The following is a 14092-nucleotide window of genomic DNA, read 5'->3' as shown; positions in this document are numbered from 1 at the left end:
CGCGCGGTCGTTGGAACTGTTGCAATATCGGCGGAGCGAAGGTCTCGGCGCGCTTCGAGGCGTTGCGCGATTGCAATGAGGTCGTCCATCAGTCGAGCTGTTTCGCCCGGCGATCTGTCGCCGGGCGAGGACGGCGCCGCCAGAGCGCCGTCTTCTTCACGCGACGGTCGTTGCTTCGCTAGACGAGCGCGGCCGCGAGAGTCGGCGCGCCGCCGCGCGGATCGCGACATAGAACACCGGAGTGAACAGCAGGCCGAAGAGCGTCACGCCCAACATCCCGAAAAAGACGGCGGTTCCGATCGCGTGGCGCAATTCTGCGCCGGCGCCCTTGGCCATCATGAGCGGCGCGACGCCGAGGATGAAGGCGAGAGACGTCATCAATATCGGTCGCAGCCGCAGGCGGCAGGCGCGAACCACCGCCTCGGTCGACGATAGGCCTTGCGCCTCGAGGTCCCGCGCGAACTCCACGATGAGAATGGCGTTCTTGGCGGCGAGACCGACGAGCACGATCAATCCCACTTGCGTGAAGACATTATTGTCCTGCCCCATCGACATCACGCCGATGATCGCGGACAGCAGGCACATAGGCACGATCAGAATAACAGAAAGCGGCAGGAGCCAGCTCTCATATTGAGCGGCGAGCACGAGGAAGACGAATATGACGCTGAGGACGAAGAGGCCGCCGCCGCCGGCGGCCAGTCGCTCCTGATAGGACAGCTCCGTCCAGGCGATCGTGTAGCCGCTCGGCAGCGTTCGCTCCGCGATGTCTTCGACGATCGACAAGGCGCTTCCCGAGCTTATCGTCGGCAGCGCCGCTCCGATCACTTCGGCGGTCGGATAGAGATTGTAGCGCGGAACGCGATCGGGAACGCTTCTGGCGCGAAAGCTCGCGATCGAGCCCAGCGGGACCATCGCGCCGGCGTCGCTTCTCACTTTCAACGACCCGATCTGCTCCGGGTCTAGCCGGCTCGCGCCTTCCGCCTGGGCGATCACTTGATAGGTGCGCCCGGACAAATTGAAGTCATTGATATAGGCGCTGCCGAGATAGGCTTCCAGAGTGTCGTGGACGCGCGAGGTCGGGACGCCGAGCATCTCCGCCTTGGTCCTGTCGATATCGAGATAGAACTCCGGCGCCGACGCTCTGAACGGCGAAAAAGCGAATTGAATGCGTGCATCGGCTTTGAGCGCCGCCACCAGATCGAGCGTGACGGCGGCGAGACGCGCCGAGCCGCGGCTGTCCATGTCTTGAACGCGCAGCGAAAAGCCGCCCGACGATCCGATGCCTCGGATCGTCGCAGGCGAGATGATCGTGATTTGCGCTCCGGTGATGTCGGCGTAACGCTTCTCGAGCTCCGCCCTGACGGCCGCCGCGGATTTCGATCCGTCATAGCGCTTGTCGAACGCCTCGAGCTGAACGAACACGACGCCGGCGCTCGAGCTCTGGGTTCCCGTCGCGACGGAACGGCCGGGGAACATATGCGCCCATCCGACTCCCGGAATGCCGCGCGCGCGCGCGCCCATCTCGCGCACGATCGCATCGGTGCGCTGCAGGGAGGAGCCGGCGGGAAGCTCGGCTATGGCGATCAGATAGCCCTGGTCGGCGACGGGCACGAAGCCGCGGGGGACGATCGAAAATATGAAGACCGCCGCCGCGACCAGAGCGCCATAGAGAATCAGCATCATCGTCATGCGTTCGACGACGCGCCGAATGATCGCCGAATAGCTTTCGGAGAGCGCGTCGAAGAAGCGATTGAATCCGTCGACGATCGGCGTCGTCACTCTCGCGAGAAGCGTTTCCGGCCGATGGACGGCGTCGTGACGCCGGAGGAAAAGACCGGAGAGCGCAGGGCTGAGCGTGAGGGAGTTGAAGGCCGAAATGACGGTCGCGACGGCGATGACGACAGCGAATTGGCGAAAGAACTGCCCGGTTATTCCGTCGAGGAACATGGTCGGAACGAAGACCGAGACGAGCACGAGCGCGATCGAGATCAGCGCGCCGCCGACCTCGTCCATCGTCTTGCGCGCCGCTTCTCTCGCCGAAAGCCCTTCGCGCAGATAGCGCTCGACATTTTCGACGACGACGATGGCGTCGTCGACCACTATGCCGACGGCGAGCACGAGCGCGAACAGCGTCAATGTGTTTATCGTGTAGCCGAGGGCCGCCATGACCGCGAAAGTTCCGATCAGCGACACCGGTATCGCCAGCAGCGGAATGATCGTGGAGCGGGCGCTCTGAAGGAACAGCAGCACGACGAGGACGACGAGGACGATGGCCTCGAAGATCGTATGCTGGAGCGCTTCGATCGACGTTCGGACGAAGAATTCGGTCGGATTATAGGTCATCATATAATCGACGCCGGACGGCATCGTGGCGCCGAGCCGCCGCATCGTGCTCTGCACATCCTGCGAGGCTTCGAGCGCATTGGTTCCCGGCCGCTGGTAGACGAGCATCGCCGTCGCCGCCGTGTCGTTGATATAGGCGTTGGTTCCATATTCGCGGGCGCCGAGCTCGGCTCGCCCTATGTCCTTCACGCGCACGATGCGCCCGTCGACGCCGCGCTTGACGATCATCTGCTCGAAGGCCGTCGGCTCCTTGAAGCGTCCCTGCACGGAGATCGAAGGCTGAAAGGCCCGGTCGCCCGGAATGGGGGGCTGCGCCAGAGCGCCGCTCGCCACCTGGGCGTTCTGAGACCGCAACGCTTCGACGACATCGCCGACCGACAGTCCGAGCTCGGCGATTTTGTCGGGGTCGAGCCAGATGCGCATCGCATATTCGCGCTCGGCGAGGATTTCGGCGCTGCCGACGCCCGGAAGCCGGCGAAGCACGGGGACGACCTGCTGCGCCGCATAATTCGACAGATAGAGGGCGTCGCGGCTGCGATCCGGCGAGATCATCTGCACGACGAGCAGGAAGTCGGGCGCATTCTTGTTCACGCTCACGCCGATCCGGCGCACGACGTCCGGCAAGCGCGGCTCGGCGAGCGCGACGCGATTTTGAACCAGCACCTGCGCTTTGTCGAGATTCGCGCCGGTTCGAAAGGTGACGGTGAGGCTGAATCGACCGTCCCTGGTCGATTGCGACTGCATGTAGATCATGTCGTCGACGCCATTCACCTCTTGCTCGATCGGCGTCGCGACGGTCTCGGCGATGGTTTGCGCGCTGGCGCCCGGATATTGCGCCGTCACCGTCACGGTCGGCGGAATCACCTCAGGATATTGCGAGATCGGCAATCGGCTCGCCGAAACGCCGCCGATGATCAGCAGAGCGATCGACAAGGCGATCGCGAAGACGGGACGATCGATGAAAAAGCGCCCGAGATTCATTGTGAGAGAGTCCTCCCGCCTGCGTCGGCTCGTTTCGAGACGGCCGATGGCGCTGCTTCGAGAATTGCGACGGCTTGCCCCGCCCGTATGTTCTGCGAGCCCGAGGTCACGACGAGATCGTCTGGGCCGACTCCGCTTCGCACGACGCGCAGACCATCGACGATCGGTCCGAGCGTGACCGTCCTCCGCTCCGCATTTCCGCGGTCCACGACGAATACGACATGCGACGCTTGATCGACGGAGATCGCCTCGTCCGGGATCATCACCGCGCGATGCGCGCCGGTTCCTGCGATCTCGATTCTGGCGAAAAGGCCCGGAACGAGAGAGAGATCCTTATTATCGACGATGGCGCGCAGCCGGATCGTGGCGCTGTCGCGATCGATCTGGTTGGAGACGAAATCCAGCTCTCCCGAACGGGTGAAGTCCGCATCTCCCGACAGCGCGATGCGCACCGAATTTCGAGCGTCGCGCAGGCTCGGCCGTCCGCCGTCCGATCCTCCATGCATGTATCGCAGATAGGCCTCCTGATCGACGTCGAATGTGATGCGGATCGGATCGAGAGAGACGATATCGGTGAGAAGCGTCGCATTCGAATCGCCGCCATTGACGAGGTTTCCGACACTGACGGCATGAGCGTCGATGCGACCGGCGACGGGCGCCCGGACATTGGTGAATTCGAGATCGAGCTTGGCGCGATCCAGAGCGGCTCCTGCAGCAGCGAGACGCGCCTCGGCCTGTCGAAGAGCGGCCAGCCGCTGCTCGTAGACTTCTTCGGCGACCCCGATTTTTCGCAAGGATTGCGCGCGCGAGAGCTCCTGACGCGCGAGCGCGACCGCCGATTCCGCGACTCTGCGTTCCGCCTCCGCGGCGGACACGGCCAATTCGAAGGGACGGCGATCGATCGTGAACAGCAGGTCTCCTTCTTTCACTAGCTGGCCGTCGGTGAAATGAATATCGGTCAGATAGCCGCTCACGCGCGCGCGCAGCTGCACGCTCTCCACTGCGCTGAATCTCCCGGTGTATCGGTCCCATTCGACGATCGTCTTGACGGTCGGCTTGGACGCCGTCACGCGCGGCTTGGGCGCTTCTGTCGTCTGTGTGGGTCTCGCGCCGCCGAGACCGAATGCGTAGAGCGCGAGAGCCGTCGCGCCGAGAATTGTCACGGCCAATCGAGGCCGTCCGAGAAAAAGCTTCATTCGCATAGGCGCTTCTTCAATGTGAGGCGTCGGCCCCGAGGGCGTCGGCCGGACCGAACCGAACGCGCACAAGGTAACGGCTTTGTTTTCTGTTGGTTATGACAAAAATCGGCATGGGGTTATGAGCATGGCTCATCAATCTTCGGCTGAGCCGCTGCGCCCGAAGGTCATGCGATGGAAGACGTCAGAGAAAATCTTTCCATCGGCGGCGACGACGCTTTCATCGCTTTTCGTCTTCGCGGGGAGAAGAAGCGCCTCGCTCTGCGCGTCCGGCATGGGCGATGAGCGGGAAACGCGAACGCTCACGCCCGTCCAGAGACCGCCGCCCCGGCGAGCAGCCGCAGGCGAAAGCTCGCCGCGTCGAACCCCGCCTCGCCGTCGGCCGTCTCGATCAGCGGCTCGGCGGCGGCGGCCCGCAGCAGATCGGGGTGGGCGAGATCGACGCCGAGGTCGCCGGGGCTGGTCCAGCCGCGGAGCGCGCCGAGGCTCTGCAGCCGCAGCAGAGCGGTGACGCGCAAATCTATGGCGACGGCGACGATATCGGCCGTGTCGGACAGGCCGCGGCGTTCGAGCAGCTCGAACAGGCGGGCGGAGCGCGAGCCCGAGGCCGAGCCCTCCTCCGCCGGCGGCGCGCGCAGCATGTCGACGACCTCGCCGAGGAGATCGGCCGAGATCAAAATGCGATTCACCTTGTCCAAATAGTCCGACATCCCTTCCCTCGCGCGGGCGCTCGCGAATATAGACCAAGGCGTCGCGACCGGATACGGCTTCGATGGCCCGCGCCCTTTCCGGGCCGGCGCGAAAAAGAGTATTCTGCCGCCCTTCCATCGCCAGCGGAGCCGTCGCGTGGTCTTTTCCGATCCACAGAGCCTTTCGGGCAAGCGCATTCTGCTCGTCGTCGGCGGCGGCGTCGCCGCCTATAAGGCGCTCGATCTGGTGCGCCGACTGCGCGAGCGCGGCGCCGCGGTGCGCGCGGTCCTCACCGCGGCGGCGGCGCGCTTCGTCACGCCGCTCTCCTTCGCCAGCCTCACCGGCGAGCGCGTCTATGAGGACCTCTTCTCGCTCACCGACGAACAGGAGATGGGCCATATAAGGCTCTCGCGCGAGGTCGATCTCGTCGTCGTCGCGCCGGCGACGGCGCATCTTCTGGCGCGCATGGCGCAGGGGCTCGCCGATGATCTGGCGACGACGCTCCTGCTCGCCACGGATAAGCGGACGCTGGTCGCGCCGGCGATGAATCTGCGCATGTGGCTGCATCCGGCGACGCAGCGCAATGTCGCGATCTTGCGCGGCGACGGCGCGCTGTTCGTCGGTCCCGACGAGGGCGAGATGGCCTGCGGCGAATATGGCCCCGGCCGCATGGCGGAGCCGCTCGCCATTGTCGCCGCGATAGAGGCGGCGCTGCGGGTGGACACGCGCTTGCCGCTTCCCGGCGCTGCGCCGGGGCCACTCGCCGGACGTCATGTGCTCGTCACCTCCGGGCCGACGCGCGAGCCGATCGATCCGGCGCGTTTTTTCTCCAACCGCTCCTCCGGCAAGCAGGGCCACGCCATCGCGGCGGCGGCGGCGCGCGCCGGCGCGCGCGTCACTCTGGTGAGCGGCCCGGTCGAGATCGCCGATCCGCAGGGCGTCGCCACGCGCCATGTCGAGACGGCGCAGCAAATGCTCGCGGCGGTGGAGGCGGCGTTGCCGGCCGATATTTTCATCGGCGCCGCCGCGGTCGCCGATTGGCGCGTCGAACCCTCCGCCGACAAAATCAAGAAAAGCGCCTCGGGCGCGCCGCCGACGCTCGCGCTGCGCGAGAATCCTGACATTCTCGCGCGCGTCGCGCAAAGGGGCGCGGGGCGGCCGGCGCTGGTCGTCGGCTTTGCGGCGGAGACGCGCGACGTGCTCGCCCATGCGCAAGAAAAGCTAGCGCGCAAAGGTTGCGATCTCATCGTCGCCAATGACGTCGGCGCCGGGGTTTTCGGCGCGGACAGCAATGAGGTTCATCTTGTCACGCGCACGGGCGTGCAATCTTGGCCGCGGCTCGGCAAGGACGAGGTCGCGGCGCGGCTCGTCGCGTATATTTGCGAAAGCCTCGCGGCCGGGGGAACGCCATGAACACCGTGACCAAGATCGTCGTCCGCCGCCTTCCGCATGGTGAGGGCCTTCCCCTCCCGGCTCACGCCAGCGAAGGCGCGGCCGGACTCGATCTCTGCGCCGCGCTCGCGCCGGGCGGCAAGCTCGTGCTCGAGCCGGGCGCGCGCGATCTGGTGCCGACGGGCCTCACCATCGCTCTGCCGCCCGGTTTCGAGGCGCAAGTGCGGCCGCGCTCCGGCCTGGCGCTGGAGTTCGGCGTCGGCGTGCTCAATGCGCCCGGCACCGTCGATTGCGATTATCGCGGCGAGGTGAAGGTTCTGCTGGTGAATTTCGGCGCGCATCCGTTCGAGATTTCGCGCGGAATGCGCATCGCTCAGCTCGTGGTCGCGCGCTATGAGCGCGTCGAGCTGGTCGAGAGCGCCGAGGCGCTGGCGGAGACCGCGCGCGGGGAGGCCGGCTTCGGCTCGACCGGAACGGACGCGGTCGGGGGTGGGGCCGAATGAGCCTGCTGCCGCGTCCCGCGCGTCTCGCCGTGCTGGCGGCGCTCGACATTGCTCTGCATTCGCGGTCGCGGCCGGTGTCGTCGCGGGCGCTGGCGGCGCGTCACGATCTGCCGCCGCGCCATCTCGAGAGCATGTTGCAAGCCATGGTGCGCGCCGGCATTCTGAAGAGCGTACGCGGCCCGGCCGGCGGCTATGAGCTCGCGCGCGAGCGCCGCCGCCTCTATGTCGGCGAGATCGTGCGCGTGGCTCTGCGCGCGGAGGAGGGCGCGCTGGACGGGGAGGAGCCGCGTCTGCTGACGCTCGCGGTCGATCCCGTCTTCGCGGAGGCGGAACGGCAGGCGCTGGCCAAGCTGGACACGATCACGCTGGACGAGCTGCACGGGCAGGCGGTCGCCGCGGGTCTCGGCGAAATCGAGGCGAATGAAGGCGACTTCGAAATTTGACGAGCGCATAGTAGGGACCGCGCTGCGTTCGAGACAGACAGGAGGCCGGCCTTGGATTACGAGACGATCGAGATCGAGCGCCATGGACGCGTCGCTCTGCTGCGGCTGAACCGGCCGCGCGCGCTCAACGCGCTGAATGCGAAGCTGATCGGCGAGATCGCCGACGCTCTGACGCATTTCGAGGCGGACGCCGAGATCGGCTGCGTCGTGCTGACCGGCTCGGCCGAGGCCTTCGCCGCCGGCGCCGACATAAAGGAGCTGCGCGACAAGACTGTCGCTGAAGCCTATCTCGACGATTTTCTGGCGCGCTGGGACGGCGTGGCGCGCGCCCGCAAGCCCGTCATCGCCGCCGTCGCCGGCTATGCGCTCGGCGGCGGCTGCGAGCTCGCCATGATGTGCGACTTCATCCTGGCCGCCGATACGGCGAAATTCGGCCAGCCCGAGATCAAGCTCGGCGTCATTCCCGGCTCCGGCGGCACCCAGCGGCTGGTGCGCTCCATCGGCAAATCCAAGGCGATGGAGCTCGTTCTCACCGGCCGGCTGATGGGCGCGGAGGAGGCCGAACGCTGCGGCCTCGTCGCCCGAATCGCGCCTGCGGACAAGCTTCTGGAAGAGGCGCTGAAGAGCGCGCAGACGATCGCCGCTCTGTCGCTGCCGGCGGTGCTGATGGCCAAGGAGGCGGTCGAGCGCGCCTATGAGACGCCCTTGTCGGAGGGCGTGCGTTTCGAGCGGAGAATGTTCTATTCCCTGTTCGCGACCCATGATCAGAAAGAGGGCATGACGGCCTTCATCGAGAAGCGCTCGCCCAAATTCGAGCATCGCTGAACGCTCGTTCCGGCCGGCCATTGACGAAGCGCGGCCGGCCCGCGTATAAGGCGCGCGAACTGGCCGCGATTTCGCGGCCGCTTTGCTTTTTTGGGCGGCGACCCCGCCCTTCGCCTCGACCGTCGAAGGAACACAGATGGCCAACACAAGCTCGGCCAAGAAGGCCGTCCGCAAGATCGCCCGGCGCACGGCCGTCAACCGCGCGCGTCGTAGCCAGCTGCGCACGCAGGTGCGCAAGGTCGAGGAGGCGATCGCGAGCGGCGACGCCGCGACGGCGGCCGCCGTGCTCAAGAGCGTCGCGCCGGTCGTGATGCGCGCCGCGCAGCATGGCGTCATTCACAAGAATACCGCATCGCGGAAAGTGTCCCGCCTGACGGCGCGCGTGAAAGCGCTTTCGGCCTGATCTTTTCTTAACCAGACAGCACGTTTCGAAAGCCCGGCTCCGCCGGGCTTTTTTGCGTTCTGCGTAATTGTTCGACGATCGGAGAAACCGATTCCGCTAGTCTGCGTAGTGTGAGATTTTTTTTCACACGCTTTTCTTGTGCGCAGCGTATTTTGTTTAAAAACAGTTAATTGCGTTAAAGGCTCGTTGCGCCGTCAGCGCTCCCCGGGCTTGACACGGTCTCTTTGCCGCGGCGCGCGCCGCGCTCATGCGCAGAACGCTCTTTCGCGCATCGCCGGGCCATTAATTTTTCTGAGCGGCGAATCATGCCTTTATCCAGGCGAAACGCGAGACTGCGGCTGCGATGCGGCGTCGATCCGCGCATTCTGCGGCTCGACCATCGTTGCGCGCGCAAAAGCGGGCGTGTAGGTTCCGAACGTGACGTGGCGCTGAGGTCCGGCGTCGCTTGGATGGGTGAGTGAACGCATGTAGGCCCACAGGTGACACCTTCTCTGCGATAGACTGCCCGACGCACTCGGGGAATGCGTCGACCACGCTACGAATGCATCGGCTCAAATTCCCGCTGGGTGCGTTTCTGTCCGCGTATCTTCAGATCCGATTATCAGGACCGCGACGAGCATTCGCTCATCGCGGATGTAGGGGTGATGTGATGGCTTTTGGGCGGCGAGCCGACACGAGAACGAGCGACGACTCGGCGCAGCGGCATGATGCGCGAGGCCGCGGTCGAAAGGATGGATGCAATCCACTCGACCTCGGTGAATGTTCCGCGGGTCCTCCGATCAGGCTGTAAGCGTCCCCTAAGCGTCGATCGCGCATATCGATCAATACCGACCGCTCTATCCGTTTCACTCTGACGACGCTGTCGAGGCGGCGCGCCTCGACTCGTCTTCTGCGCGAAAGAAAGCCATGTCCGATAATAATGATGACCAGTCGAATTCCAGCGAGCTATCGACCGAGAACCGGCAAAAATGGGAGCGCGTGCGCGGGCGGTTGCGCGCCGAGCTCGGCGAGGCGGTCTATAATTCGTGGTTTGCGCGGCTGGAGCTCGAAAGCTTGAAGGACGGCGCCGCGCTGCTGACCGTGCCGACGAAATTCTTGAAGAGCTGGATTCAGTCTCATTATGCGGATCGCATCCGCACGCGGCTGTGCGCGGAGTTTTCGTCGCTCGACCATGTGGTCATCGACGTGCGCTCGCCGACGCGCCGCGCTCGCCCGCGTGATGCGGAAACGGCCTCCGGCGCAGCCGTCGAGAAGACGCCGCCGGCGCCGGCTGCGGCCATTGTCGAACGCCTCGAGCCTCAGGCCGCCAAAGCGCCGATGCGCGCCGTCGCGCGCGCCGACGGCGAGTCCTTCGGCGGCTCCCCGCTCGATCGCCGTCTGTCGTTCTCGACCTTTCTGGTCGGCCCTTCGAACCAGCTCGCTTACGCCGCCGCCTGTCGCGTCGCCGACGCCCGTCCCGGCGAGCATCCGCTGTTCAACCCGCTCTACACTCACGCCGCCGTCGGACTCGGCAAGACGCATCTGCTGCAGGCGGTGGCGCGCTCGGCCAATGACAATAAGCGCCGCGTGCTCTATCTCACCGCCGAGAAGTTCATGAGCGGCTTCGTCTCCGCGCTGACGCAGCATTCGTCGATCGCCTTCAAGGAGAAGCTGCGCAACATCGACGTGCTGATCATCGACGATGTGCAATTCCTGCAAGGCAAATCGATTCAGCAGGAGTTCTGCCACACGCTGAACTCGCTCATCGACGCCGGCAAGCAGGTCGTCGTCGCCGCTGATCGTCCGCCCTCCGATCTCGAGACTCTCGACGAGCGCGTGCTGTCGCGCTTCAAGGGCGGCCTTTGCGTCGACATCGGCCCGCTCGACGAAGAATTGCGCATGAAGATATTGGAGGCGCGCATCGCCGCCGCGCAGGAGGCGCAGCCGAGCTTCCATGTGCCGCCGGCGGTCGTCACCTATATCGCCAAGACGATCGTCACCAATGGTCGCGATCTCGAAGGCGCGGTCAATCGCCTGCTCGCCCATTCGACACTGAACGGCGCGCCGCTCTGCGTCGAGACGGCGGAGAACGCCATTCGCGATCTCGTGCGCAGCGCCGAGCCCAAGCGCGTCAAGATCGACGACATTCAAAAGCTCGTCGCCAGCCACTACAATATCTCGCGCGCCGATATTCTCTCCTCGCGCCGCACCGCCAATGTCGTGCGTCCGCGGCAGATCGCCATGTATCTGTCCAAGGTGCTGACGCTGCGCTCGCTGCCCGAGATCGGCCGGCGCTTCGGCGGGCGCGATCATACGACCGTGCTGCACGCGGTGCGCAAGGTCGAGGATCTCGCCTCCAAGGACAAGAGCCTGTCCGAGGTCATCGAGCTCTTGAAGCGAATGCTCGCCGAATGACTTATGACCGAGCGACATGGGCATGGCCGCGCGTTCAGCGCGGCCGCCACATGCGCGCATCGGGCGCGATCGGATAGGCGGCGTCCCAATCCGCGAGCTTGCGCTCATAGAGCGCCGCATAATCGGCGTCGCCGAGCAGCTCTATTTTCTCGAGGTCGAGATCGAGCCCGATCTCGTGATAAATATCGAGATTGCGCAGATCCGGACGCGGCAGCTCGCCGCGCTCGTAATCGCTCCACATATCGCGATAGAGAGTCTCCAGCTCGCCGACGAGGCGCGGCGTGTCGAACAGCAGCGACGTTTCGCGGACCTTTGCCAGACGATCGCGGACCCCGGCGAGCTTGCGCCCGTCCTTGCCGAGCTCGATGGCGAGCGCGACATAATCCTCCGCCGAGACGCAGGCGAGCTCGCCGACGCCCGCCGCGCGCACCAGGCTGGCGCAGACGCGCGAGGCGAAGCTGCGGCCGGCGAAGGTGACGATCGGCACGCCCATCCACAACGCATCCGCCGCCGTCGTATGGGCGCCATAGGGGAAATTGTCGAGGAAGAGATCGGCGAGCGGATAGCGCGCCAAATGGTGCGGATTGGCCATTTTTTCGGCGAAAATGACCCGCTCCGGCGCGACGCCGCGCGCTTTCGCCTCCTCGCGCACGCGCGCGTTGGTCTGCTCCGCGCCGGTGAGCAGCCACAGCACGCTACCCGGAACCGCCGTCAATATGCGCGCCCAGCGATCGAAGGTGAGCGCGGTGAGTTTCTGCATTCCATTGAGCGAGCAATAGACGAAGGCGTTCTCCGGCAATCCCGCCTCGGCGCGCGTCGGCCGGTTCGGCGCGACGACGCGCTTGCGGTCATTGGGCTGATAGCAGGGCAGCCGCACCACCTTCTCGGAATAATAGATTTCCGATTCGTCCGGGATGATCACCGGATCGGCGATGATGTAGTGATGATAGGGACTGCCCATCGTGCCGGGGAAGCCGAACCAGTTGACGATGATCGGCGCCGGGCGCAACGAGAACACCTTGGTGCGCGCATCCTTGGTGTAGCCGTTGAGATCGACGAGAATATCGATCTCGTCCTCGGCGATCTTCGCCGCGGCGGTTTCGTCGTCCATTCCATTGATGTCGGTCCAGCGATCGACGGCGGCGACGATGCGCTCGCGCGTCGGATCATTGCGCGCAATGCCGCAATAATAAGCGTAGATCTCGAAATGCGCGCGATCATGGGATTCGAGCACATCCGTCATCGCGAAGCCGACGGCGTGCTCGCGCAGATCGGATGAGACATAGCCGATGCGCAGCCGGTCCTTGCCGCGTCTTTTCTCGGCCGGGAGCAGCCGGCGCTTCGGCCGGCCGATGGCGCGCTTCTCGTAATGATGCGCCTTGGCGAGCTGGAACATCGGATCGTCGCAATGATTGGCGAGGGACAGCGACGATATGCCATTGGCGAGATCTGCGCGGGTCACGCGCTCGGAGGGCTGCACGACCGGCCATTTGCACTGGCGCTGGCGCAGCGCGATCCAATGCTGGACCACTTCCTCCCGCTCGGGATCGATCTCGAGAATCTGCCGCAGCGCATCTTCCGCGGCCTCGTCCTTATTGAGGCTCTCGAGCACGCGCGCCGTCTGCTGCAGCGCGCTCAGCTTATGCGCGACCGACTCGCCATTGACGGCCGCGGCGCGCTCGACCAGCGCCATCCATTGCGCGACCGCCGCGCCCACCTGGCCCGAATCTTCGAGCAGCCGGCCAAGATTGATATAGGGCGGCTGGAAATCCGGCTGGATGCGAATCGCTTCACGCAGCGCATTGATCGCGCCGGAGCGGTCGCCCGCGTCGGCCAGCGCGGTCGCATAGTTGAAATAGGCCGCATAGATGACGGGATCGTCGACGTTGAAGGCGATCCAATGCTTGTAGAGCTCGACCGCCCGCCGATCGAGCCCCGCCGCTTTGAGCTGCGCGGCGGCGGTGAACAGATCGGCGATGCTCAGTTTGCGCGAGAGGGATTTTTCGACCGCATTTTTGAACAGTGCGAGGGCGGACTCCGATTCGTTCGGCTGGGCAGGCATGTCGACGTCCATTCGAGAGGGCGGCGCCCGAGCGATTTCGCCCGAAACGCCGTTGCGGACGCGTGACGAAGGTCACCGCGTCTCGCGCCTCCCGCCGTCAGCCGACGAGAGACACGAGCGCGATAGCTTGAGCCACGGACATTGCGTGAATCTGGGTTGTCGTGAAGGCGTTGCCCTGGGTCGTGGTGAGAGCGGAGATATCCGTCGTCGTCAGGCCGGCGATGGCCGACGTCGTCAGCGACGGAATGCCGGTCGTCGCGCTCAGAGCGGTGAAATTCGTCGTGCTGAGCGCGGCGAGCTGCGTCCTGGTGAGGCCGGCGGCCTGAGCGCTGCTCAGAGCGTCGATCTCGGTGGTGGTCAGCGAATTGATCGCGCTCGCCGACACCGCGCCGATCTGCGCCGCGGTCAGCGCCCCGATCTGGGTCGAGGTGAGATTGCCGACCGCCGTCGCGTCGAGGCCTGCGATCTGCGAGGTGGAGAAATCGCCGGCGTCGATGGCGTCGAGATAGCTCGCCGAGAGATTATCCAATTGCGTTGCGGTGAGGCCGCGGACCTGGGTCGAGGTCAGGTCGGCGACCTGGGTGGTGGAGAGATTGCCGAGGGCGGTCGTGGTCAGGCGGCCGAGCTGAGTGGCGGTGAGGCCGGCGAGCTGGGTCGTGTTCCAGGACTGGACGTCGGTCGAGGCGAGCGCGCCGAAGCCGGTGGCCGAGAGGGCGCCGATCTGCGCCGAGGTGAGATTGGCGATCTGGGTGGTGGAGAGATCGCCGACCGTGGTCGCGCCGAAGGCTGCGATCTGCGAGGTGGAGAAGTCTCCCGCGTCGATGGCGTCGAGATAGGCGGCGGAGAGGCCGCCGATCTGC

10 protein-coding genes and 1 pseudogene are annotated in these 14092 nt (G+C 65.4%); 6 read left to right on the top strand and 5 right to left on the bottom strand.

Going from position 1 to position 14092, the window contains the following annotated elements; all coding sequences use genetic code 11:
- Positions 1-156: 156 nt before the first annotated feature.
- The 3 genes from FMZ75_RS16935 to FMZ75_RS16925 form a co-directional block, all read right to left on the bottom strand.
- Complete coding sequence (locus FMZ75_RS16935; RefSeq protein ID WP_166144454.1) at positions 157-3324, bottom strand: efflux RND transporter permease subunit; 3168 nt, start codon at positions 3322-3324, stop codon at positions 157-159.
- Complete coding sequence (locus FMZ75_RS16930; protein ID WP_246659924.1) at positions 3321-4487, bottom strand: efflux RND transporter periplasmic adaptor subunit; 1167 nt, start codon at positions 4485-4487, stop codon at positions 3321-3323. Before FMZ75_RS16930 ends, FMZ75_RS16935 begins: the two co-directional genes overlap by 4 nt.
- A 335-nt stretch (positions 4488-4822) precedes the next feature.
- Positions 4823-5230 (bottom strand): hypothetical protein, encoded by a 408-nt coding sequence (locus FMZ75_RS16925; RefSeq protein WP_142863676.1) that lies wholly within the window; start codon positions 5228-5230, stop codon positions 4823-4825.
- A gap of 136 nt (positions 5231-5366) precedes the next feature.
- On the opposite strand from FMZ75_RS16925, the gene coaBC reads away from it, so the two are divergent.
- The 6 genes from coaBC (at position 5367) to dnaA (ending at position 11170) form a co-directional block, all read left to right on the top strand.
- Positions 5367-6623, top strand: a complete 1257-nt coding sequence (gene coaBC / locus FMZ75_RS16920; RefSeq protein WP_166144448.1) for a bifunctional phosphopantothenoylcysteine decarboxylase/phosphopantothenate--cysteine ligase CoaBC — start codon at positions 5367-5369, stop codon at positions 6621-6623.
- Positions 6620-7105 carry a dUTP diphosphatase gene (dut, locus tag FMZ75_RS16915; RefSeq protein ID WP_166144445.1) on the top strand — a complete coding sequence of 162 codons (486 nt, stop codon included), beginning with the start codon at positions 6620-6622 and terminating at the stop codon, positions 7103-7105. The genes coaBC and dut overlap by 4 nt, the downstream gene beginning before the upstream one ends.
- Positions 7102-7548: an Rrf2 family transcriptional regulator gene (locus FMZ75_RS16910; RefSeq protein ID WP_142863673.1), complete on the top strand. Its 447-nt coding sequence runs from the start codon at positions 7102-7104 to the stop codon at positions 7546-7548. The genes dut and FMZ75_RS16910 overlap by 4 nt, the downstream gene beginning before the upstream one ends.
- Before the next feature lie 51 nt (positions 7549-7599).
- Entirely contained in the window at positions 7600-8373 is a 774-nt protein-coding gene (locus FMZ75_RS16905; protein WP_108918212.1) for an enoyl-CoA hydratase, read from the top strand.
- 136 nt (positions 8374-8509) lie between these two features.
- Positions 8510-8776 (top strand): 30S ribosomal protein S20, encoded by a 267-nt coding sequence (gene rpsT / locus FMZ75_RS16900; RefSeq protein ID WP_108918235.1) that lies wholly within the window; start codon positions 8510-8512, stop codon positions 8774-8776.
- 906 nt (positions 8777-9682) lie between these two features.
- Positions 9683-11170, top strand: coding sequence for a chromosomal replication initiator protein DnaA (gene dnaA, locus FMZ75_RS16895; RefSeq protein WP_166144442.1), 1488 nt, complete (start codon positions 9683-9685; stop codon positions 11168-11170).
- Positions 11171-11204: 34 nt separating this feature from the next.
- Here dnaA and FMZ75_RS16890 read toward each other — a convergent pair whose 3' ends face one another.
- Positions 11205-13232, bottom strand: coding sequence for a glycosyl transferase (locus tag FMZ75_RS16890; protein ID WP_207783488.1), 2028 nt, complete (start codon positions 13230-13232; stop codon positions 11205-11207).
- Between the two features lie 97 nt (positions 13233-13329).
- A pseudogene (locus FMZ75_RS16885) lies at positions 13330-14092 on the bottom strand (hypothetical protein); the annotation flags it as partial.

This window comes from Methylosinus sp. RM1 (assembly GCF_011378635.1).
Classification (GTDB): Bacteria; Pseudomonadota; Alphaproteobacteria; order Rhizobiales; family Beijerinckiaceae; genus Methylosinus; species Methylosinus sporium.
Note: the sequence above shows the minus strand (reverse complement) of the source record. Positions and strands in the feature narration are given on the sequence as shown.